The sequence below is a fragment of the Kitasatospora sp. NPDC002522 genome (genome assembly GCF_053595195.1).
The window spans coordinates 1-22,389 of record NZ_JBSFXE010000051.1; the positions used below are offsets into that span (position 1 = coordinate 1).

Below are 22,389 nucleotides of genomic sequence, written 5' to 3' on the forward strand. Positions count from 1 at the left end.
GCGATCAGCGTCGCATCCGCACCCGGACGCACGACCCGCGCCGCGTGCAGCGGCAGCATCGCGTCCTCACCGACCTCGCCCTTGTCCCAGTACCGGCGCTTCGGCTCCAGGAACACCACCGGATCGTCCGACTCGATGGCCTGGCGCAGCATCCAGTGCGCGTCGTGCGCGTTCGACGGGCTCACCACCCGCAGACCCGCCGTGTGCGCGAAGTACGCCTCGTGCGACTCGCTGTGGTGCTCCACCGCCCCGATACCGCCACCGAACGGGATCCGCACCGTGATCGGCATCTTCACGTGGCCCAGCGCCCGGGCGTGCATCTTCGCCAGCTGGGAGACGATCTGGTCGAACGCCGGATACACGAACCCGTCGAACTGGATCTCCACCACCGGCCGGTAGCCGCGCAGCGCCAGACCGATCGCGGTCCCCACGATCCCGGACTCAGCGAGCGGCGTGTCGATGACCCGGTCGTCGCCGAAGTCCTTCTGCAGACCGTCGGTGATCCGGAAGACGCCGCCCAGCTTGCCGATGTCCTCGCCCATCAGGACGGTCTTCGGGTCGCTCTCCAACGACTTGCGCAGCGCGTCGTTCAACGCCTTCGCAATGCTCAACTGCCCGGCCATCAGTGGTGCTCCCCACCCTCGAAGGAGGCGGCGTACGCCTCGTACTCGGCGCGTTCCTCGTCCACCAGGGGGTGCGGCTCGCTGTACACGTGGTCGAAGATCAACGTCGGGTCCGGATCCGGCATCGCCCGCAGTTGGGTGCGCAGTCGGAGGCCGAAGCGCTCGGCCTCGGCGTCGATCTCGGCCACGAAGGCGTCGTCCGCCCAGCCCTCGTTCTGCAGGTGGGTCCGCAGGCGGAGGATCGGGTCCTTGGCCTTCCAGGCCTCGGTCTCCTCGGACTCCCGGTAGCGGGTCGGGTCGTCGGAGGTGGTGTGCGCACCCATCCGGTAGGTGAACGCCTCGACCAGGACCGGGCCCTGGCCGGTGCGGGCGTGGTCCAGCGCCCAGCGGGTGACCGCCAGGCAGGCCAGCACGTCGTTGCCGTCGACCCGGACACCCGGGAAGCCGAAGCCGGACGCCCGGCGGTACAGCGGGATCCGGGTCTGCACCGTGGTGGGCTCGGAGATCGCCCACTGGTTGTTCTGGCAGAAGAACACGACCGGCGCGTTGTACACCGAGGCGAAGGTGAACGCCTCGTTCACGTCGCCCTGGCTGGACGCGCCGTCGCCGAAGTAGGCGATCACCGCGTCCTCGGCGCCGTCCTTCACCAGGCCCATGGCATAGCCCGTGGCGTGCAGCGTCTGCGCGCCGATGACCAGCGTGTAGAGGTGGAAGTTCTTCTCGTTCGGGTCCCAGCCACCGTTGTTGACGCCGCGGAACATGCCGAGCAGGTTCAGCGGGTCCACGTCGCGACACCACGCCACGCCGTGCTCACGGTAGGTGGGGAAGGCGTAGTCACCCGGCCGCAGCGCCCGGCCGGAACCGACCTGCGCCGCCTCCTGACCCAACAACGAAGCCCACAGGCCCAGTTCACCCTGCCGCTGGAGCGAGGTGGCCTCGGCGTCGAAACGCCGCACCAGCACCAGGTCGCGGTAGAGCGAACGCAGCTCCTCCGGCGTGACGGTCAGCGGGAACTCCGGGTTCTCCAGCCGCTCACCCTCCGCCGTGAGCAGCTGCACGAACTCCGGCGCGGCTGGTCCTTCTGGTCGTGCTGCTGCTCGCACGGATCGTCACTCCTTCTGATTCCGCTGACGTGCCCGGGAGGTGCTTTAGGCGTACTCGTAGAACCCGCGGCCCGACTTGCGCCCGAGGTGGCCGGCGGTCACCAGGTCGAGCAGCAGCCGCGGCGGCCGGTAGCGGGTGTCGTCCGACTGCTCGTACAGCCCCTGGGCGACGGCGGCGAGGGTGTCCAGGCCGGTGAAGTCCGAGAGGGCGAGCGGGCCCATCGGGTGGCCGCAGCCCTGGGTCATGCCGGCGTCGATGTCCTCCGCCGTGGCGTGGCCGGACTCCAGCATGGTGATCGCCGACATCATGAACGGCACCAGCAGTGCGTTCACCACGAAGCCGGGCCGGTCGGGCGCGTGGACCACCCGCTTGCCCAGTCCCTCGGCGAGGAACCGCTCGGCCCGGGCCGCGGCGTGCGGCGCGGTGCGGGGCGAGGAGATCAGCTCGACCAGCGGCATCGTGGTGACCGGGTTGAAGAAGTGCGTGCCGACGACCAGGTCCTCGCGCCGGACCGCGGCCGCCACGTCGGCGACCGCCAGCGAGGAGGTGTTGGTGGCCAGCACGACGTCGTGGTCCTCGGGCAGCACCGCGTCCAGCGCGGCGAAGACCTTGGACTTGACGGCGAAGGACTCGGTCACCGACTCGATGATCAGCTCGCGGTCGGCGAGCTCGCCGAGCGTGTCGGTGAACGACAGCCGGCCGAGGGCCGCGTCCCGTTCGTCGGCGTCGAGCCGGCCCTTGGCCACCGCCCGGTCCAGGGAGCCGAGGACCCGCTCCCGGCCGGCCCGCAGCGAGCGGTCCGAGGAGACCGCGACCAGCACCTCGAAGCCGGAGCGGGCGGCCAGTTCGGCCAGTCCGGCGCCCATCAGGCCGCACCCGATCACGCCGACCCGGCGCAGTCCGCCGTTCGCCGCCCCGGTCACCGCGCGTCCCCGGACCAGGTGAGCAGGCAGGCGCCGAGGGTCATGCCGGAGCCGAACGCGGTGAGCAGGACGAGGTCGCCGTCCTTCAGCGCGCCGGTGCGGGCGGCGTGGTCCAGGGTCACCGGCACCGAGGCGCTGCCCGAGTTGCCGTAGACCGGCGCGGTGAGGTGGGTGGTGGCGCGGGTCAGCCCGGAGACCTCGGCGAGCCGGCCCACCATGACGCCGTTGGCCTGGTGCGGCACGAAGTGGTCGACGTCGGCCAGCTCCATCCCGTTGCGGGAGACGAACTTGTCGAGCACCCCGGGCACGTTGTCGAGGACGAACTCGGTGACCGAGCGGCCCTGCATGCGCACCGCGTGGTCGCGGCGGCCGATGGTCTCCGCGGTGGCGGGGTTCCGGCTGCCGCCGGCCGGGATGACGATCAGGTCGTGCGCGTCGCCGTAGCTGCGCAGTTCGATGTCGAGGATGCCGGGTCCGTCGGTGGGGCCGACCACCGCGGCGCCGGCGCCGTCGGCCAGCAGGACCGCGGTGGCCCGGTCCTCCGGGTCGGTGAACCGGGAGTAGACCTCCGAGGCGACCACCAGGGCGTAGGCGCCGGGGGTGGTGGCGACCAGGCTGCGGGCGACCGCGAGGCCGTAGACGAAGCCCGCGCAGGTGGCGTTGAGGTCGAAGCAGGCCGCCTCGGACGCCCCCAGCGCGTGCTGGACCAGGTAGGAGGTCGGCGGGGCGGGGAAGTCGCCGGTGCCGGTGGAGACGATCAGGTACGTGATCCGCTCGGCCGGGATGCCGGCCCGCTCCAGCGCGGCCCGGGCCGCGGGCACGGCGAGGTCGGAGACCGCCTCGTGGTCCTCGGCGAACCGGCGGGCGCGGATCAGGGTCTTGCGCTCGATCCAGTCGTCGTCCACGCCGAAGCGGGCGGAGAGTTCGGTGTTGTCGACCTCCCGGCCGGGCAGGTACGACCCGGTGCCGAGGATGCCGATGCCCGGGTTCGTCATGTCAGACCCCCTGCAGGAAGTTGATCTTGTCCTCGCCGACCCGCTCGCGCAGCCCGGGGTCGGTGATGCCGAGTCCGGGCCGCTCCGCGAGGCAGAGCACGCCGATCTTGCCGATGTGGTCGTTCACCTGGAGCAGCCGGGCGGCCTCGCCGAGCTCGTCCAGCCCGTAGGTGCAGGACAGCGCGGGCATCAACTTGCCCAGCGTGAGCAGCCGGTGGCACTCCCACTGCTCCTGCAGGTTGGCGCCGTGACTGCCGATCAGGCGCTTCAGCTTCATCCACAGGTACCGGTTGTCGTACCGGTGGTCGTAGCCGGTGCTGGAGCCGCAGGTGACCACGACGCCGCCGCGGCGGACCACGTACATCGAGATGCCGAAGGTGGCCTTGCCGGAGTGCTCGAAGACGATGTGCGGGTCCTCGCCGATCTCGCGGCGGATGATCCGGCCGAGCCGCTTGCCCGCCTCGATGACCTGCGCCGGGTCGTCGAAGTCGTTGCCGATGCCGATGTCGGTGCGGTTGACCACCAGGTCGCAGCCCAGGCGCTCCAGCGCCTCGCGCTTGCGCTCCGAGCTGACCACGCCGACCGCGATCCCGCCGCCGTTGCGGATCAGCTGCACGGCGTACATGCCGAGGCCGCCGGCCGCGCCCCAGACCAGGACGACGTCGCCCTGCTTCATCCGGGCGCCGCGGTCGCTGATCAGCATCCGGTAGGCGGTGCTCGCGCAGCCGGCCGTGGTGGCCGCCTCCTCCCAGGTCAGGTGCGGCGGCTTGGGGATCAGCTGGGTCGCGCGGACCACGCAGAAGTCGGCCAGGCCGCCGAAGTTGGTCTCGTAGCCCCAGGCGCGCTGCTGCTCGCCGAGCATGCCGTCGGCCTGCGAGGCGGCCTCCTGCTCGTCGACCTGCACCGGGCTGACCACGACGTGGTCGCCGGGCGTCCAGCGCCGCACGCCGGAGCCGACCCGGACGATCACGCCGGAGGCGTCCGAACCGAGCACGTGGTACGGCAGGTCGTGCCGCTTCTCCCAGTGGCCCTGGGCGCCGTAGCGCTTCAGGAACTCGAAGGTCGGCACCGGTGAGAAGGTGCCGGACCACACCGTGTTGTAGTTCACCGAGCTGGCCATCACCGCCACCAGCACCTCGTCCGGCGCCAGTTCGGGCATCGGCACGTCGCCGACCCGGATCGACTTGCGCACGTCCCGGTCGGACGCCGCGCCGAACATGTCGACGTCCTCGGCCCGGATGTAGGACGCCCGGTAGCGGCTCGGCACCTCGGCGGCGAGCAGGGACTCCGATCCGGCCCCGGCGCGGACCGCTTCGACCAGCGTGCTCATCAGGTGTGGTTCCTTCCTGCGGGGTTGGGGACGGCGTCGGCGGGCATCGCGGTGTGGAAGTCGCGCCGGAACCAGATCAGCGGCCGGGCGGGAGCGCCCGTGCGGACCTCCAGCAGCCCGGCGACCAGCAGGTCGTGGTCGCCGACCTGGATGACCTCCCGCGTCGTGCAGCGCGCCGAGAGACTGGCCGCCGGGAGGTAGGGCACCCCGTGCCCCGGCCACGGGGCGCAGTCGCCGTGGGCGAAGCGGTCGATGCCGGACGTGGCGAACCGGCGGGCGATCTCGCTGTCGCCCTCGCCCAGCAGGTTCACCGTGAACTCGGACGCCCCGCTGATCGCCTCGAAGCAGCTGGACCCCCGGCTGACGCCGAGCAGCAGCAGCGGCGGGTCGAGCGAGGCCGAGACGACCGAGCTGGCGGTGAACCCGTACGGGCGGCCGGCGGCGTCCTGGAGCGTCACCACCGTGACGTGCGCGGCGAGTTGCGACATGGTGTCCCGGAACTCCTGGCCGCCCAGCAGCTCCTGCGTCGGCGGCCGGGTCCGCTGGTCCAGCGTCATGTCCCCTCCTGCGTCGTGGGTGTCCGGGTCGGCGCGGGCGCCGACCCGGGTCGGGGCGTGCCGGGCACGCCCCGCGGATGGGTGCTACTTGGCGTCCGGCGCGGACTTCGCCGCGAGGGCCGCCTCACGGGCCTGGGCCGACAGGTCGCCGCGGCGCTCGGAGACCCACTTCTGGGACTCGCGCAGGCCGTCCACCGAGCCGGTGAAGTGCGGGACGACGTGACGGCGGATCAGCTCGAAGCTCCGCTTGACCTGGCCGCGGGTGGCCCAGTCGTGGGTGTTGACCAGCAGGGTGCCGAAGCCGCCGCTCTGGTCGATCAGCCGCTGGATGCCCTCGATGGCGTCCTCGACCGAGCCGACGATGACGGCCCCGCACTCGACGGCCTCGTCGACCTCGCGGCCCTCGGTGAGGTTCGCCGGGGCGCCGAAGGTGTTGACGACGTACTCGCGGAACCACTTGCGCATGCCCGGGCGGACCTGGTCGAGCGCCTCCTCGCGGGTGTCCGCGACGTGCACGCAGATCGCGATCCGCCAGTTCGCGCGGTCGACGGTCTGGCCGTTGCGGGCCGCCTCGTCCTCCGCCGCGGCCCACATCTGGTCGAGCGGCGCGTCGGGCATGCCCGGGCGGCCGGCGAAGGACAGCGTGCCCAGGCCGTACTGGCCGGCCAGCCGCATGCCGCGCTCGGAGCCCGCGCTGGCGACCACCATGTCGAAGCACGGCTGGGTGTACGGCCGCAGCTGGACCCGCGCGTCGCGCAGCTCGAACCAGTCGGTCTTCATGCTGACCCGCTCGTTGCCGCGCAGCAGGGCCACCACGGCCTCCGCCGACTCGGCCATCATCCGGCGCTGGTCGCTCGGCGCGATGCCCATCATGTGCGCGTCGGCCGGGGAGATGCCGGCGCCCATGCCGAACATCGCGCGGCCCTGGCTGAGGTGGTCGAGCAGCACCATGCGCTCGGCCACCGACAGCGGGTTGTGGTACGGCAGGCTGACCACGCCGGTGCCCAGCTTGATCCGCCGGGTGCGCTGCGAGGCCGCCGCCAGGAACAGCTCGGGAGAGGCGATCAGCGACCAGCCGCCCGAGTGGTGCTCGCCGATCCAGGCCTCGTCGAAACCGAGCTCGTCCAGGTGCTCGATCAGATCGAGGTCGAAGCGCAGCGCGGCCGTCGGGTCCTCGCCGAGCTCGTGGAAAGGTGCCATGAACGCACCGAACTTGAGGCTCACAGTCGACTCCGTCCGTAGTCCGGCCCGTGGTGCGGGCCGGGGTTGTGTGGTGGTTCGGTCAGGGGTGGCGGTGCGTCAGGAGAGCGGGCCGAGCTCCGCGCCCAGCCGCTCGGCCAGGACCTCGAGCTGCGGTGCGCGCATCACCGAGTAGTGCCCGCCGGGCACGTCGACGGCCTCGGCGTCGCCGGACAGCAGCGCCAGCCAGCGCTCGGTGGTCTCGGCGCTCGCGCCGCCGTCCGCGGCCCGGAACAGCCGCACCCTGCCGCCGTACGGGCGGGGGCGGTGCCGCAGCAGGGCGCGGGCGTTGCGCATGAACCGGGTGACGATCTGGCCCAGCGTGGCGGCGTCGAGGTCCGCGGGCAGCACGTCGGCGGCGCAGGCGAGTTCGTGGAAGACCTCCGGCAGCGGGCGGCCGGTGCCGTCGTGCAGGTCCTCGGCGGGCAGCTTCCACTCGCGCTCGGTCAGGCCCGCGAGGTCGCCGGCCAGCCAGCTCAGCAGGTCGGCGTCGGAGACCTCGGCGGTCTCGGCCGGGCCGGGCGGCTCCAGCAGGTCGACCGCGGCGACCAGTTCGACCCGGTGGCCGGCCTCCTCCAGCAGCGCCGCCATCTCCAGGGCGATGACGCCGCCCATCGACCAGCCGCCGAGCCGGTACGGGCCGCTCGGCACGGCCTCGGTGAGCGCCGCGGCGTAGTGCGCGGCGAGTTCGGCGACGGTCTCCAGCTCCGGGCCGTCGGGCACCTGCAGGGCGTAGAACGGCTGACCCTCCGGCAGCAGCCGGACCAGGTCGGCGTAGCAGAGCACGTCGCCGCCGACCGGGTGCACGAAGAACAGCGGCGTCGCGTCGCCCGCGGTGCGCACCGGCACCAGCGCCGAGCGGCCGGTGTGGGTCCCGCTCTCCCGCAGCAGGGCGGCGAGCCGCTCCACGGTGGGGTGGCCGAACAGCGCGGAGACCGGCACGGTCGAGCCGAGGTCGGCGGCGATCCGGGCCATCACGCGGACGGCGAGCAGCGAGTTGCCGCCGAGTTCGAAGAAGTTGTCGTGGATGCCCAGCGGCCGCTCGTCGAGCAGCTCGCCGAAGAACCCGGCCCAGATGTCGGCGAGCCGCCGTTCGAGCTCGTCGCGCGGCGCGACCTGCGCGGCGCCGTCGCCGCCGGCGCGGTCCGGCACGGGCAGCGCGGAGCGGTCCAGCTTGCCGTTGGCGCTGAGCGGCAGGGCGTCCAGGAGCAGCACCCGCGGCGGGACCAGGTAGCCCGGCAGCATGCCGTGCAGGGCGTCCAGCAGGTCCTGCTCGGTGGCCAGGTGGCCGCCGTCCAGGACGGCGTAGCCGACCAGCGACTTGGCCTCGTGGCGGCCGCCGACGACGTGCGCGGCGGCGCTGCGCACGCCGGGGATCCGCAGCATCGCGGCCTCGATCTCGCCCAGCTCGATGCGGTAGCCCTGCACCTTGACCTGGTGGTCCTCGCGGCCGAGGAACTCGATGTCGCCCGAGGGCAGGTACCGGCCGAGGTCGCCGGTGCGGTAGAGCCGCTCGCCGGTGACGGGGTGGCGCAGGAACGCGGCCCGGGTGCGGGCCTCGTCGCCGAGGTAGCCGCGGGCCAGGCCGGCCCCGGCGATGTACAGCTGGCCGGGCACCCAGACCGGGCAGGGCTGCATCGACTCGTTCAGCACGTGGAAGCGCTGGTTGCGCATCGGCTTGCCGTACGGGACGCTCGGCCACGCCGGGTCGACCTCGCCGATCGGGTACCAGATCGACCAGATCGACGCCTCGGTGGCGCCGCCGAGGCTCCACACCTCGGCGTCCGGCGCGATCCGCCGGATCCGGTCGGGCAGCGTGACCGGCACCCAGTCGCCGCTCATCATGACCACCCGCACCGGCAGGTCGCCGGCGCCGGTGGCGAGCGCGTGCTCGGTGAACATCTCCATCAGCATCGGGACGCTGTTCCACAGCGTGACCCGGTGCTGCTCGACCAGCTCCAGCCAGCGGGCCGGCTCGCGGTGCGCCTCCGGCGGCGGGATGACCACCGCGCCGCCGACGCTCAGCAGGCCGAACACGTCGTAGACCGAGAGGTCGAAGTTGAGCGCGGACAGCGCCAGCACCCGGTCCGCCTCGGTGACGCCGTACCGCTCGTTGACGTCCTGGACGGTGTTGAGCGCCGGACCGTGCTCGATCATGACGCCCTTGGGCAGGCCGGTCGAGCCCGAGGTGAAGATCACGTAGGCCAGGTCGTCCGGCGCGGTGCCGGCCGGCGCGGGCGCCGCCGGATCGGCCGCCGCGGCCTGCGGGCCGTCCACCGCCAGCACGCGCACGCCCTCGGGCCACGCGGTGTCGCCGAGCACCCGGTCCTGGGTCAGCACGTGGCCGATGCCGGCGCTGTCCAGCAGCACGGCGAGCCGCTCGGCCGGGACCGCGGCGTCGATCGGGACGTAGACGCCGCCCGCCTTCAGGATGCCGAGGACGGCCGCGACCTGCTCCCAGCCCTTGTGCATCACGACGCCCACCAGGGCGCCGGGAGCGAGGCCCTCGGCGCGCAGCAGGTTGGCGAGCCGGTTGGAGAGCTCGTCGAGTTCGCCGTAGCCGAGGGTCCGGTCGGCGGCGATCACCGCGACCCGGTCGGGCCGCTCGGCGGCCCGGGCCGTGAAGCCCTCGTGCAGCAGCCCGGCGGGCAGCGGGCCGGCGGTGGCGTTGGCCGCCTGCCGGACGTCCAGTTCGGCGGCGGGGGTGAGCAGCGCGCCCGGCCGGTGCCAGACCTGGTCGTCCGCGCAGAGGTCGGCGAGGAGGCCGGCGTAGGCCCGGAACATCTCGTCCACCATGCCGGGCGGGAAGACCGCGTCGACGGAGTCCCAGTTCAGCACCACGCCGCCGGCCTCGTCGAGGACCTGGTGGTCCAGCCAGACCTGCGGGGTGCGCACCGAGCTCCACTGCTCGCGGCCGTTGTCGGCCATCTGGATCAGCGGCTTGGCCAGGCCGCTCGCCGCGCCCGGGTTCTCGGCGGCGCCGAAGTTCACCGTGCTGGCGAAGACCACCGGCATGGTCACCGGGCCGGAGCCGGTCCGGGTGCGGCTCAGCTCGCGCAGCACCTCGACGCCGCTGACCCGGCTGTGCTCCAGGTCGGTCCAGAGCTGGTGCTGCAGCCGCGAGGCCCGCACGTCGAAGCTCTCGGCGGCGGTGCCGCGGACCTCCAGCAGCGTGGTCGCGGTGAAGTTGCCGACCACCTTGCCGACGTCCGGGTGCAGCGGCAGCCGGTTGAAGAACAGCACGTTCAGCGTGAACGAGGCCGACTTGCTCCAGGCGCCGAGCACCTGCGCGTACGCGGTGCAGACGGCCGCCGACGGGGTGACGCCGATCGCGGCGGCGCGCTCCTTGAACCGCGCCCACTGCGCGGCGTCCAGGGTGATCGAGCGGTGCGTGAACTCGGGCCGCTCGATCAGCGCCGGGTCGGTGCCCAGCGGCAGCTCGGGGCCGGCCGGCAGCGTCTTGATCCGGTCCCGCCAGTACTCCAGCGACGCCGCGTGCTCGGGGGTGTCCTCCAGCGCGCGCAGCGCCAGCACGTAGTCCCGGAAGGTGATCGGCACGTCCGGCAGCCGGTCGTACGCGCCCTCGTAGGCGGCGGCCCACTCGGCGAAGACCACCGAGGTGGACCAGGCGTCCATGGTGAGCGCGTCGGCGCCCACGTGCAGGCGGGTGGTGGTGTCGTCCAGCCGGCTGGCCCGGATGTCGAAGACCGGCCAGACCGAGGCGTCCAGCACCTGGTTCTTCATCTCGTCGTGGACGGCGGCCAGGTGCCCGGCCCGGTCCGCCTCGTCGAGCGCGCGCAGGTCGGCGACGTCGATCCGGTAGCGCGGCACGTCCGGCAGCACCCGCTGGGTGCCGTCCGGGTCGACCACCGCGCGCAGCATGTCGTGCCGGGAGACCACGTGGTTCCAGGCGTCGGCCAGCCGCTCCGGGTCGACGTTGTCGAGGTCGACCTCCAGGAAGAAGTAGGTCGAGATGTTGCCGAGCGCGTACGCGCCCGAGCGGCCCACCAGGTACGCCTGCTGAAGGTCCGTCAGGCCGAACGGCTGGTAGCGGTTCGCCTCGTCGTGGACCAGCTGCCGGGGCGCGCCGCCGGCCGGCACGAGTGCCGCGGAGTCCGCGTCCCGGCCGAGGTCGAGCAGCGGCAGGATGTGCTCGGCGAGCCGGTCGACGCTGCCGCCCTCCAGGAAGGCGACCAGCGGCAACTGGAGGCCGAACTGCACGGACAGCGCGTCGCGGGCCTCCAGTGCCATCAGCGAGTCCAGGCCCAGGCTCTGCAGCGACTCCGCCGGGTCCAGGGTGGCCGCGTCGGCGCGCAGCACCCGGGCCACCGTGCCGAGCAGCAGCTCGCGCAGCACGCCCAGGCGGTCGGCCGCGGGCGCCGCGGCCAGCGCCGCGAACCCGTCGGTGGCGCCCTGCGCGGCGGGGCGGGCGGCCGGGCGCTGCCGGACCGGCTGGTGGTGCGCGTGGTGCGCGGCGCCGTCCGCGGAGCCCTCGCGCAGCACCGCCGCGCGCCCGGCCCGCTTGGCGTACACGCCGGTGGCACGGGCCACCGTGCGGCCGCGGGCGTCCTCCACCCGGACCTCGGCGATCAGCGTCGACTCCGGGTTGGACTCCGGCGACAGCACCGCGTGGCAGTACAGCGGCCCGTCGCCCAGCGAGCCGTGCAGCTCGAACCGGTCGATGCCGACCAGCATGTAGGTCGCGTCCTTGGGCGCGTCCGGCGGCAGGCAGATGAACAGCAGCTGGAACATCGCGTCGGTGAAGCCGGGGTGCAGCAGGTAGCCGTCCGCCTCACCGGGCGCCGGCTCGCGCATCAGCGCGATCGCCTCGCTGCCGCCGTGCCACACGTGGTCGATCCACTTGGCCTCCGGGCCGAGGTACAGCTTGCGCCGCCACAGCCGGGTGTAGAACTCCTGGCCGCTCAGCTCCGAGCCGAGCGCGGCGCGGACGTCCTCGCGGTGCGCGACGCCGTCGGCCGCGGGGGCCGGGTCGGCCTCGGAGCGGACCGCGCCCTGGGCGTGCAGCAGCCAGCCGTGCTCGGGGTGCTGCGCGAAGTACTGGTAGCCGCCGTCCGGGTCGACGTGCAGCTGGACGTCGGTGGGCGTCTCCGGGTCGAGGATCAGGCCCTGCAGGACCAGGTTGGCCTCGGCGACCAGGGTCCCGGTCGCCGGGCCGAGCTCCAGCTGCCGGGCCGCCTCGAACGCGGACTCCAGGTACACGCCGATGTTGACCACCGGCAGCCCGTCGATCACGCAGTCGCCCAGACAGGGGTGGTGCTGCGGGCTGAGCCGGGTGGTGAACTGCGCGGTCTCCAGCGGGGACGGCAGCCGGCGGCCCAGCAGCGGCTCGGCCCGGCCGGGGTCGGCGGCGCCCGCCCCGGGCGCGGCCGCGGCGCGGGCCGCCGCGCCCACGGCGGTCGGCTCGAACCAGTGCCGCTCGCGCTGGAACGGGTAGGTGGGCAGCGCCACCCGCCGCCGCTCGAAGCCCGCGTGCAGCGCCGCCCAGTCGAGGTCGAAGCCCGCCGTGTACAGCTCGGCCAGGCTGCCGAGCAGCACGTCCGCGTCGTCCTGCCGGGCGCGCAGCGACGGGGCGAGCACCAGGTCGGCCGCCCGCTCCTCGGCGGGCAGCCGGCGGACCAGGCCGAGCAGGGTCGGCGCCGGGCCGACCTCCACCAGGGCCCGGCAGCCGCGGCCGAGCAGCTCGGCCATGGCCGCGTCGAACCGCACCGGCCGGCGCAGCTGGTCGCGCCAGTAGCGCGCGGTGAACTCGGCCACCGGCCGCCCGTCCATGCCGGAGACCACCGGGATCCGCGGCGCCCGGTAGGCGATCTTCGCGGCCTCGGCTTCGAAGCGGTCCAGCACCGGGTCCATCAGCGGCGAGTGGAACGCCCAGCCGGCCTCCAGCGCCTTGGTCTTCAGGCCCGCGTCCTCGGCGGCCCGCAGCACCTCGGCGACGGCGTCGGTGCCGCCGGAGACCACCACGCTGTCGGGGCCGTTGACGGCCGAGATCGACACCCGGTCCGCGAACGGGCGCAGCACCTCGGCGACCCGCTCGGCGGAGGCGAAGACGGCGCCCATCGAGCCCGGCTCGGTGCCCTCGCTCATCAGCGCGCCGCGCACCGCGGCGAGCCGCAGGCCGTCGGCGAAGGACATCACCTCGGCCACGCAGGCCGCGGCGATCTCGCCGACGCTGTGGCCGACCAGCGCCGCCGGCCGCACGCCCCAGGACATCCACAGCCGCGCCACCGCGTACTCCACGGCGACCAGCGCGGGCTGGGTGCGGCGGGTGTCGGCGAGTAGCGCGCCGTCGGCGATGATCTCGCGCAGCGGCTTGTCCAGCAGCGGGGCGAGGACCTCGGAGGCCTCGTCGATCAGCTCGCGGAACAGCGGCTGCGAGGCGTACAGGCCCTCGGCCATGTCCGCGTACTGCGAGCCCTGGCCGGTGAACAGGAACGCCGCGGTGGGGCGGACGCCGGTGCGGGCGTGCCCGGCGGTGGCGTCGGCGAGGCGGGCCCGCAGCTGCGCGTGCGACGAGCCGGCCACCGCGAGGCGGTGCGGCAGGTGGGCGCGGCCGGTGTTGGTGGTGAAGCAGACGTCGGCGAGGTCGCCGTCCTCCGCGGCCAGCCGGTCGGTGTACCGGGCGGCCAGCTCGGCCAGCGCCTTCGGCGTGCGGGCCGACAGGGTCAGCACGTGGGTGCCCGGGCGCGGCGCGCCGGCGGCCGGCTCGGCGGGGGCGGCCGGCTCCGGCGCCTCCTCGACCAGCACGTGGGCGTTGGTGCCGCTGGCGCCGAACGAGCTGACGCCGGCGATCCGCGGGTGGCCGTTGCGCGGCCAGGCGGTCAGCTCGGTGGGGATCTCGATGGGGAGGTCGTCGATGCCGATCTCCGGGTTGAGCTCGGTCAGGTTGCGGTGCGGCGGGATCTCCCCGTGCCGCAGCGCCATCAGCACCTTGACCAGTCCGGCCACGCCGGCCGCCGGCTCCAGGTGGCCGATGTTGGTCTTCACCGAGCCGACCCGCAGCGGGCCCGCCTCGCCGCGCTCGCCGAACACCTCGGCCAGCGCCCGCATCTCGATCGGGTCGCCGAGCGGGGTGCCGGTGCCGTGCGCCTCGACGTAGCCCACCTGGTGCGGCTCGACGCCGCCCGCGCGCAGGGCGCCGCGCAGCACGTCCTGCTGCGCCCGCGGGTTGGGGACGGTGACGCCGCTGCTCTTGCCGTCCTGGTTGACGGCGGTGCCGCGGATCAGGCCGAGGATCCGGTCGCCGTCGGCCTGCGCGTCGGACAGCCGCTTGAGCACCAGCACCGCGCAGCCCTCGCCGCGCACGTAGCCGTTGGCGCCCTTGTCGAAGGTCCGGCAGGCGGAGTCGGGGGACAGCGCACGGGTCTTGCTCAGGACCACGAAGATCTCGGGCACCAGCAGCACGTTCACGCCGCCCGCCAGCGCGGTGCGGCACTCGCCCGAGCGCAGGCTCTGCGCGGCGAGGTGCACGGCCACCAGCGAGGACGAGCAGGAGGTGTCGACCGACATGCTGGGCCCGGTCAGGCCGAGCAGGTAGGACAGTCGGCCGGCGCCGAAGGTGGAGGCGTTGCTGGTCGCCCAGTAGGCCTCCAGGTCGGCCGGGGCGACCTGCTGGAGCTGGGTGTGGATGTAGTCGTGGTTGGCGATGCCGAGGTAGACGCCGGTGGCCGAGCCGGCCAGCCCGTCGGGGGCGATGCCCGCGTTCTCCAGCGCCTCCCAGGTCACCTCGTGCAGCAGCCGCTGCTGCGGGTCGAGGGCGGCGGCCTCGCGCGGGGACACCCCGAAGAAGGCGGCGTCGTACTGGTCGACGTCGCGCAGGAAGGCGGCCCGGCGGGTGTAGCTGGCGTCCGGGCGGGTGCCGGTCGGGTCGTAGAGGTGGTCCATCGAGCCGCGCTCGGCGGGGAAGTCGATGACGCCGTCGCCGCCGCGGCGCAGGAACTGCCAGAACTCCTCCGGGTCGGCGCCGCCGGGCATCCGGCAGCCGAGGCCGACGACGGCGATCGGCTCGGTCCTGGCCTGCTGGGCCGCCTCCAGTTCGCCGCGCAGTCGGCGGATCTCCCGGACGCTCTGGACGAGCACGTCCTTGCCGACGGTGTCGGTCACGGGGGCACTCCTCGGGTTGGTCGGTTCGGTACGGGTCACTTGCCGATGTCCGTGCTCTGGGAGGCGGAGCCGAGCTCGCCGGCCAGGATCGCCAGCAGTTCGCTCTCCGAGGCCTCGTCCAGGGACGCGTCCGGCTGCGCCGGGGAGGCGGGTTCGGGGGTGGTGCGGGGGGCGGCCGGGTCCGGGCCGAGGGCCGGCCGGTCGTCCGCGTCGTTCGCGGGCCGGCCGACCAGGTCGAGCAGGTGGGCGGTGAGCGCGTCGACGGTCGGGTGCTCGAACATCGCCGGGGTCGCCAGCCGGCAGTGCAGGACGTCCTCCAGCCGGCGCTTGATCCGCACCGCCATGATCGAGTCCATGCCGAGCTGGAAGAACCCGGCGGTCGGGTCGAGCTGCGCGAGGTCGAAACCGAGTTCGCGGGCGACCGCCTCGGCGACGGTGGTGCGCACCAGCTCGGCGAGCTCGCCCGCGTCGGCGGGCAGCGCCGCCGGGTCGGCGGTCGGCGCCGCGGCGGGCTCCGGGTCCGCGGGCCGTTCGGCGGCCGCGGGGGCGGCGGCCGGGACCGGCGCGGCCGGGTCGTCGTCGTCCAGGTCCATGACCGGCGGCAGCGGGAAGCGCTCGTGCCGCCAGGTGTAGGAGGGCAGCGGGACGGGCGTTCCGACCGGTCCCGCCAGCAGCTCCGGCGGGACCGGGTGGCCGTGCGCGTGCAGCGCGGCGAGCCCGGTGAGCATCGCCTCCGACTCGGGCTCCTCACGGCGCATCGACGCCAGGCCGAGGCCCTCGCGCCCGGCCTCCTCGAAGGCCTGCTCGACCGCGGACAGCAGCAGCGGGTGCGGGCTGACCTCGACGAAGGTGTCGTGGCCCTGCTCCACCAGCGAGCGGACGGTGGGCCAGAACAGCACCGGCCGGCGCAGGTTCTCGTACCAGTACTCGGCGTCCAGGCAGGAGCCGTCGATGTACGCGCCGGTGGTGGTGGACAGGATCGGGACGCTCGCCGAGCGCGGGGTCAGGTCGGCCAGGCCGTCGAGCAGGTCCTCGCGCAGCCGGTCGACGCTGGGGCCGTGGCCGGGCACCGAGTTCTTCATCAGGCGGTGGAAGACCCGGCGCGCGGCCAGCTGCTCGCCGAGCGCGGTGAGCACCGCGGTGTCGCCGGACAGGACGGTGGAGGTCGGGCTGTTGCTGACCGCGACCGAGACCACGTCGCGGACGCCGTCCAGCAGCGCGTCCGCCTCGTCCAGCGGCAGGCCCACCACCATCAGCGAGCCGGACCCCTGCAGGCGGGTCAGCAGCCGCGAGCGCAGGGTGATGATCTGGGCGGCGTCCTCCAGTGAGAGCGCGCCCGCGACGCAGGCCGCGGTGATCTCGCCCATGCTGTGCCCCGCGACGACGTCGGGCTCGATGCCGAGCGAGCGCCAGCGGGCGGCGAGGCCGACCCCGACCGCGAACAGCGCGGGCTGAATGAGCGTCAGGTCGTCGGGGAGGGCGTCCAGGTCGGTGCGGTGGATCCGCTCGATCACCGACTCGCCCTGCCAGTGCCGGATCGCCTCGTCGCAGGCCTGCACGGCGGCCCGGAACACCTCGCACTCGCCCATCAACTGCCGCCCCATGCCCAGGCGTTGGGTGCCGTGCCCGGCGAACAGGAACGCGGTGCGGCGCTTGACGGCGGGGCTCGCCACCCGGCCGGTGACCACGCCCGCCGGGTGCTCGCCGTCCAGCCAGGCGGTCAGCCGGGCGGCGGCCTGCTCGTGCGAGTCGGCGACCACGGCCAGCCGGTGCGGGTGCGCGGTGCGGCGCAGCGCCGCGGTGGCGGCGATGTCGCGCAGCGCGGCGGAGCGCCCGGCGGGGGAGAGCAGGTGGTCGCGGTGGGCCGCGGCCATCCGGCCGACCTCGTCGGCGGTGCGGGCGGTGACGGAGAGCGCCACCGGTCCGGGGGCGGGCGGCGCCGGGGCCTCGGCGGGCGCCGGGGCCGGGCCGAGGATCACGTGCGCGTTGGTGCCGCCGGCGCCGAACGCGCTGACGGCGGCGTAGCGCCGGTCGTCCGGCACGTCCCACTCCGCGGTGGCGGTGGGGATGAACAGCCGGGTGCCGTCCAGCTCGATGTACGGGTTCAGCTCGGTGAAGTGCAGGTTCGGGGTGATCGCCCGGTGGTGGACGCTGAGCGCCGCCTTGACCAGCCCGGCCAGGCCCGAACCGGCCTCCAGGTGGCCGATGTTGGTCTTGATCGAGCCGATCGCGCAGCCGGGGTCGCCGTCGCCGGCGGGCCGGCCGTACGCCTCGCTCAGCGCCTCGACCTCGATCGGGTCGCCGAGCGCGGTGCCGGTGCCGTGCGCCTCGACCAGGGTCACCTGGTGCGGCTCGATCCGGGCGTTGGCCAGCGCCCGGCGGATCACGTTGCGCTGCGAGAGCCCGTTCGGCGCGGTGACGCCGTTGGTCAGACCGTCCTGGTTGACCGCGGACCCGGCCAGCACCGCCCAGATCCGGTCGCCGTCGGCGACCGCGTCCGACAGCCGCTTCAGCACGATCGCGATGACGCCCTCGCCGCGCACGTAGCCGTCGGCGCGGGAGTCGAAGGTCTTGCAGCGGCCGTCCTCGGCCAGCGCGCCTATCTTCGAGAAGCCCATGGTGGTGGCGGGCGACAGCATCAGGTTCATGCCGCCGACCACGGCCACCGGGCACTCCCCGGCGCGCAGGCTCTGCGCCGCGAGGTGGACGGCGACCAGCGAGGCGGAGCAGGCCGAGTCGATCGTCAGGCTGGGGCCGTGCAGGTCCAGCAGGTACGAGAGCCGGTTGGGGATCAGCGAGTTGGCGGCGCCGATCGAGGTGTAGGTGCCGATCCGCTCGCGCCGGCGCAGCTGCATCTGCAGGAAGTCGCAGGCGTTCGCGGCGACGAACACGCCGGCGTCGGTGCCCTGCAGCGCCGGCAGGGTCAGGCCGGCGTCCTCGACGGCCTCCCAGGCAACTTCCAGGAACAGCCGCTGCTGCGGGTCCATGTCCTGGGCCTCGCGCGGCGAAATGCCGAAGAAGTAGGGGTCGAATTCCTCGGCGCCGGAAAGGAAGCCGCCGTGCCGGGCGGTCATCCGGCCGGGCACCTCGCGATCCTCGTGGTAGTACCGGGAGTTGTCCCAACGGGACGCCGGGATCTCGGTGATCGCGTCCACGCCGTCGACGAGCAGGCGCCACAGGTCCGCGGGGCCGGACACCTCGCCGGGCAGCCGGCAGCCGATCCCGGTGATCGCGATCGGCTCGCGTCTCGCCTGCTCCAGGGCCACGACCTTGGCACGAAGGTCCCGCACCGCGGTCAGGGCAGTCGTCAGCGCCTCGGTCGTCATCTGGCCACCTGTCGGTCCGAACGGACTGGGGAGATCGGCAGCCGGACATCAATGGAGTCGGAACGGCTGCGATATCAGGAATTCCTCGAAAGGCTAACCCGCGGCCACGGCGGCCGGTCAACCCCAGTCCGGAAGTACGGGGGCCACCCCTAATCGGGCTTTTTAAGGGGACCCCTACGAGGAATTTCCCAGGTATCGGGCGACGGAATACCGACACAATCGGATGGAACTGCTCCGGAAGTCCGGACGCGACGCGGTGATCGAATACCCGGGCGCGCGGCGGCGGCTCCGGAAGGCGCGAAAAGCGGCGACCGCCGCGGCCCGGGGAGGGGCCGCGGCGGTCGCCGCTCGCCCGGCGGGGGTCCGGGCTGGGATGGCTGCGCGGGGCAGCCGGGTCATCGGGTGGGCGCCGCCTAGGCGGCGGTGGCCTCCTCGGCCGGCTTCGGGGCCGGCGGCGGGGTGGGGGCGCCGGGCGGCGGCGGGACGCTGGCCGGCAGGCCGCGCATGGCGACGACGCAGGCGAGCACCGCGAAGCCGGCGCAGACCAGCAGGGCGGCGTGCATGCCGGTGACGTGGGCGTCGAAGGCCGCGTCCTTGATCCTCTGGGCGTCCGCGCCGCCGAGCGCGTTCCCGCCGGCCCGCAGGGCCTCCAGGGCGCCGCCGACCGACTCGCGGGCCTTGTCGGCCAGGTTGGCGGGCAGTGCGGAGGCCTTGTCGCCGAGCGAGGAGCGGTAGACCGCGCTGACCACGGAGCCGATGACGGCGACGCCGAGCGCGCCGGCCACCTGGCGGACGGTGTTGGACACCGCCTGGCCCGCGCCCATCTTGACCGGCGGGACGACCGACATCAGCGCGCCGGTGGCCGGCGCCATCACGCAGCCCCAGCCGAGGCCCAGCGCGACCTGGCCGACGGCGACCAGCCAGAGCGGGCCGTCGGCGTCGAGCGCGGCGAAGACCAGCATCGCCACGGCCATCAGCGTCGTGCCGGCGGCGACCACGTTGCGCGGGCCGAACTTCATGGCCAGCTTGGGCAGTCGGAAGGAGATCAGGAAGGCCGCCAGGCCCATCGGCACCATCATCAGGCCGGCCTTGGCGGGGGAGAGGCCGAGCACCGCCTGCAGGTAGATCGACATCACGAAGATGCCGCCCAGCAGGGCGAAGAAGGCCAGCGCGATGGCGCTGGTGCCGGAGGAGTAGCGGCCGAGCTTGAGCAGGCTGAGGTCGAGCGCGGGGGTCGAGACCCGGCGCTCGAAGAGCACCAGCAGGACCACCAGCAGCAGGCCGCCGGCGATCGGGCCGAGGGTGCCGAAGGCCAGCCAGGAGTCCTCGCCGCCCTGGACGATGCCGTACACCAGGGTGCCGACGGCCGCGATGGAGACCAGCACGCCGATCGGGTCGAAGCTGCCCGGGTTGGGGTTGCGGGACTCCGGCACCAGGAGGGCGACGGCGACCACGGCCGCGATGGCCAGCGGCACGTTGATCAGCAGCACCGAGCCCCAGTAGAACTCCTGCAGCAGCAGGCCGCCGACGATCGGGCCGATCATGGTGCCGACACCGGCGGAGGCGGCCCAGGCGGCGATCGCCTTCGGGCGCTCGGCGGGCGGGAAGACCACCATCAGGATGGCCAGCGACACGGTCGGGACGGCGGCGGCTCCGATGCCCATCAGGGCACGCCAGGCCACCAGTTCGCCGATCGACCCGGCCATCGCGGCGAGCAGCGAGGCGCCGCCGAAGACCGCGAGGCTGGCGATGACGATCGAGCGGCGGCCGAACCGGTCGGCGAGCACGCCGCCGGTGAAGATGAACGCCGCGAAGGTGATCAGGTAGGAGTCCATCGACCACTGCAGGTCGGCGGTCGAGGCGTCGAAGTCGCGCTGGATGGTGCTCAGTGCCACGTTGAGGATGGTCATGTCCATGACCACCACCAGGACGCTGAGCGCCAGTACAAGCAGGATCGCCCGGCGGCGGCCCGGGCTCGTCTCGTTATTCATGGTCTGTCCTCGGGTCGGCCTGAGGGGTGGTCTTCACTGGGGTAGTAAAGGGGCTTTACTCCAGCGAGTAAAGCTGCTTTGCTTGCTAGCGTCAACCCATCGCGAGTCCGCACCCCGACGGATTTTCTGGGGTAGACACGAACGCTCGTCCGGGCGTTCTCTTGGCCACATCGCTTGAATGGAAGAGGAACCATGCGCGTCATCTCGGAAACCGAAGAGCGCACCACCCGCAACCCCGCCGGCCTCGCGGCCGGCCTCGCCGGACCGAGCCAGGGCAGCGAGCAGGTCAGCACCTGGCGCGTCGTCATGGAGCCCGGCACGGACGCTCCGGTGCACCTGATCGACCGCGACCAGGTCTGGATGCCGATCGCCGGCACCTTCGAGTTCGTCGTCGGCGAGGAGACCTCCCTGGTCAAGACCGGCCAGGCGATCCTCGTTCCGGCCGACGTGACCCGTACCTTCCGCGCCGTCGACGAGCAGGCCCAGGCCCTGGTCGCGATGGTCCCCGGCGGCACCGCTGCCCTGCCGGGCAACGACGCCCGCCTGCCGCTGCCCTGGGCCGCGTAAGGCCCAGAGCGCACGGGGCCGGGGACTCCCGGCCCCCGGCCCCGTGATCCCGAAGACAGACCAGCAGAGGATCTTGATCATGACTGAAGTCGTCGGTCAGCACCCGGCGTTCCCGATGGTCCGCAAGTGCCCGTTCCAGCTCCCCACCGAGTACGCGGGGCTGCGCGAGACCGAGCCGGTCTCCCAGGTCACCCGGGTGGACGGCTCGACGCCGTGGATCATCACCCGGTACGACCTGGTCCGCAAGGCACTCGCCGACCCCCGGATCAGCTCCGACCGCACCCTGCCCGGCAACCCCAGCCTGGTCCCGATCCCGCCGGCGTTCCTGCAGCCCTCCTCCCGCCCGCTGATCGTCCAGGACGGCGAGGAGCACGCGCTCCACCGCCGCCTGATCATCAACGAGTTCACCGTGCGCCGGGTCCAGGCGATGCGCCCCGACATCCAGCGGATCGTCGACGACTGCATCGACCGGATGCTGGAGCAGGACGGCCCGGTCGACCTGGTCGACCTGCTGGCCCGTCCGGTGCCGACCCTGGTCATCTGCGAGCTGCTCGGCGTCTCCTACGAGGAGCGCGACATCTTCTACGACGCCAGCAACCGGGTGTTCGCGGAGGAGAGCACGCCGATGGACATCGGCATGGCCATCAACGACCTGCGGGTGTTCCTCGACGCGAAGATCGCCGGCCGCGAGGCCGAGCCGGGCGACGACCTGCTCAGCCGCCTGGTCAAGCGCTACCAGGACGAGGGCATCTACGACCGCGAGCGGGTCATCAGCACCGCGCTGGGTCTGCTGATCGCCGGCCACGAGACCACCACCAGCATGATCGCGCTCGGCTTCGCGGCCCTGTTCGACAACCCGGAGCAGCTGGCCAAGCTGGTCGCCGACCCGTCGCTGGCGACGAAGGCCACCGAGGAGCTGCTGCGCTACCTGTCCATCGCGGACATGATCACCGCGCGCTCGCTGACCGAGGACGTCGACCTGGACGGCACCGTGGTGCCCGCGGGCGACGGCCTGTTCGCGCTGCTCGGCGCGGCCAACTTCGACCCCGAGGTCTTCCCGGACCCGGAGGTCCTCGACCTGGAGCGCCCCGAGGCCCGCCAGCACCTGGCCTTCGGCCACGGCGCGCACGCCTGCCTCGGCGCGAACCTGGCCCGCCTGGAGCTGGAGATCGTCTACAAGACCGTCTTCGAGCGCATCCCCGGCCTCAAGCTCGCCGTCGACGTCGACGACCTGCCGTTCCGCGACAAGACCGCCCTGTACGGCATCAGCGCCCTCCCGGTGACCTGGTGACCGCCCCGGCCGGGAGCGTCCGGATCAGCGTCGACCGCACCCGCTGCGTCGGGTCCGGCCAGTGCGTCATGACCGCGCCCGAGCTGTTCGACCAGGACGACGACGGCTTCATCGTCGTGCTCGACCCCGAGCCCGGCCCGGACCTCCTGGTCGGCGCCCGCACCGCGGCCCAGCTCTGCCCGGGATCGGTCGTCACCCTCGACGGCGCGTAGACTGCCTCGGTCCGGCGGAACGCCGTCGCCCTCCGTGCCCCGCGGCGCGGCAGACGGCGGCGGCCGCCGGACCGCAAGTGGCACCACCGCAGGCCCGCCGGTCCCCACGG

The 22,389-nt window shown here is 73.5% G+C and carries 13 protein-coding genes; 3 read left to right on the forward strand and 10 right to left on the reverse strand.

The annotated features are described in order from the left end of the window. The 10 genes from ACWD4U_RS30705 to ACWD4U_RS30750 form a co-directional block, all read right to left on the reverse strand. On the reverse strand, window positions 1-623 hold a 623-nt coding region (locus ACWD4U_RS30705; protein WP_449787354.1), incomplete at its 3' end, for an alpha-ketoacid dehydrogenase subunit beta. Further along, complete coding sequence (gene pdhA / locus ACWD4U_RS30710; RefSeq protein ID WP_449787355.1) at window positions 623-1,726, reverse strand: pyruvate dehydrogenase (acetyl-transferring) E1 component subunit alpha; 1,104 nt, start codon at window positions 1,724-1,726, stop codon at window positions 623-625. The genes ACWD4U_RS30705 and pdhA, both read right to left, overlap by 1 nt. Window positions 1,727-1,771: 45 nt before the next feature. Then, window positions 1,772-2,650 (reverse strand): 3-hydroxybutyryl-CoA dehydrogenase, encoded by an 879-nt coding sequence (locus ACWD4U_RS30715; protein WP_363462098.1) that lies wholly within the window; start codon window positions 2,648-2,650, stop codon window positions 1,772-1,774. Next, on the reverse strand, window positions 2,647-3,645 hold the full coding sequence (locus ACWD4U_RS30720; protein WP_363462096.1) for a 3-oxoacyl-ACP synthase III family protein: 999 nt from the start codon (window positions 3,643-3,645) through the stop codon (window positions 2,647-2,649). The genes ACWD4U_RS30715 and ACWD4U_RS30720 overlap by 4 nt, the downstream gene beginning before the upstream one ends. 1 nt (window position 3,646) lies before the next feature. Then, window positions 3,647-4,975 carry a crotonyl-CoA carboxylase/reductase gene (gene ccrA / locus ACWD4U_RS30725; RefSeq protein ID WP_363462094.1) on the reverse strand — a complete coding sequence of 443 codons (1,329 nt, stop codon included), beginning with the start codon at window positions 4,973-4,975 and terminating at the stop codon, window positions 3,647-3,649. Then, complete coding sequence (locus tag ACWD4U_RS30730; RefSeq protein WP_363462092.1) at window positions 4,975-5,532, reverse strand: flavin reductase family protein; 558 nt, start codon at window positions 5,530-5,532, stop codon at window positions 4,975-4,977. The genes ccrA and ACWD4U_RS30730 overlap by 1 nt, the downstream gene beginning before the upstream one ends. Window positions 5,533-5,616: 84 nt before the next feature. Beyond that, entirely contained in the window at window positions 5,617-6,756 is a 1,140-nt protein-coding gene (locus tag ACWD4U_RS30735) for an LLM class flavin-dependent oxidoreductase (RefSeq protein WP_363460794.1), read from the reverse strand. Between the two features lie 75 nt (window positions 6,757-6,831). Then, window positions 6,832-14,892, reverse strand: a complete 8,061-nt coding sequence (locus tag ACWD4U_RS30740; RefSeq protein ID WP_363460796.1) for a non-ribosomal peptide synthetase/type I polyketide synthase — start codon at window positions 14,890-14,892, stop codon at window positions 6,832-6,834. A gap of 35 nt (window positions 14,893-14,927) precedes the next feature. Continuing rightward, entirely contained in the window at window positions 14,928-18,218 is a 3,291-nt protein-coding gene (locus tag ACWD4U_RS30745) for a type I polyketide synthase (RefSeq protein ID WP_363460798.1), read from the reverse strand. A 413-nt stretch (window positions 18,219-18,631) separates the two neighbouring features. Further along, window positions 18,632-20,209 carry a DHA2 family efflux MFS transporter permease subunit gene (locus ACWD4U_RS30750; RefSeq protein WP_363460800.1) on the reverse strand — a complete coding sequence of 526 codons (1,578 nt, stop codon included), beginning with the start codon at window positions 20,207-20,209 and terminating at the stop codon, window positions 18,632-18,634. Between the two features lie 192 nt (window positions 20,210-20,401). Here ACWD4U_RS30750 and ACWD4U_RS30755 point away from each other — a divergent pair, with 192 nt between their 5' ends. The 3 genes from ACWD4U_RS30755 to ACWD4U_RS30765 all read left to right on the forward strand — a co-directional run bounded on the left by ACWD4U_RS30755 (window position 20,402) and on the right by ACWD4U_RS30765 (window position 22,279). Beyond that, a complete protein-coding gene (locus ACWD4U_RS30755) occupies window positions 20,402-20,776 on the forward strand; it encodes a cupin domain-containing protein (RefSeq protein WP_363460802.1) in 375 nt (124 codons plus the stop codon). A gap of 79 nt (window positions 20,777-20,855) precedes the next feature. Next, complete coding sequence (locus ACWD4U_RS30760) at window positions 20,856-22,067, forward strand: cytochrome P450 (protein ID WP_363460804.1); 1,212 nt, start codon at window positions 20,856-20,858, stop codon at window positions 22,065-22,067. Next, complete coding sequence (locus tag ACWD4U_RS30765) at window positions 22,064-22,279, forward strand: ferredoxin (protein WP_363460806.1); 216 nt, start codon at window positions 22,064-22,066, stop codon at window positions 22,277-22,279. Before ACWD4U_RS30760 ends, ACWD4U_RS30765 begins: the two co-directional genes overlap by 4 nt. Window positions 22,280-22,389: the final 110 nt, after the last annotated feature.

Excerpts from the sequence above, each read along its gene's own strand:
- ACWD4U_RS30720 (WP_363462096.1), bottom strand. The coding sequence starts at position 3,645 with ATGACGAACCCGGGCATCGGCATCCTCGGCACCGGGTCGTACCTGCCC.
- ccrA (WP_363462094.1), bottom strand. The coding sequence starts at position 4,975 with ATGAGCACGCTGGTCGAAGCGGTCCGCGCCGGGGCCGGATCGGAGTCC.
- ACWD4U_RS30730 (WP_363462092.1), bottom strand. The coding sequence starts at position 5,532 with ATGACGCTGGACCAGCGGACCCGGCCGCCGACGCAGGAGCTGCTGGGC.
- ACWD4U_RS30745 (WP_363460798.1), bottom strand. The coding sequence starts at position 18,218 with ATGACGACCGAGGCGCTGACGACTGCCCTGACCGCGGTGCGGGACCTT.
- ACWD4U_RS30750 (WP_363460800.1), bottom strand. The coding sequence starts at position 20,209 with ATGAATAACGAGACGAGCCCGGGCCGCCGCCGGGCGATCCTGCTTGTA.
- ACWD4U_RS30755 (WP_363460802.1), top strand. The coding sequence starts at position 20,402 with ATGCGCGTCATCTCGGAAACCGAAGAGCGCACCACCCGCAACCCCGCC.
- ACWD4U_RS30760 (WP_363460804.1), top strand. The coding sequence starts at position 20,856 with ATGACTGAAGTCGTCGGTCAGCACCCGGCGTTCCCGATGGTCCGCAAG.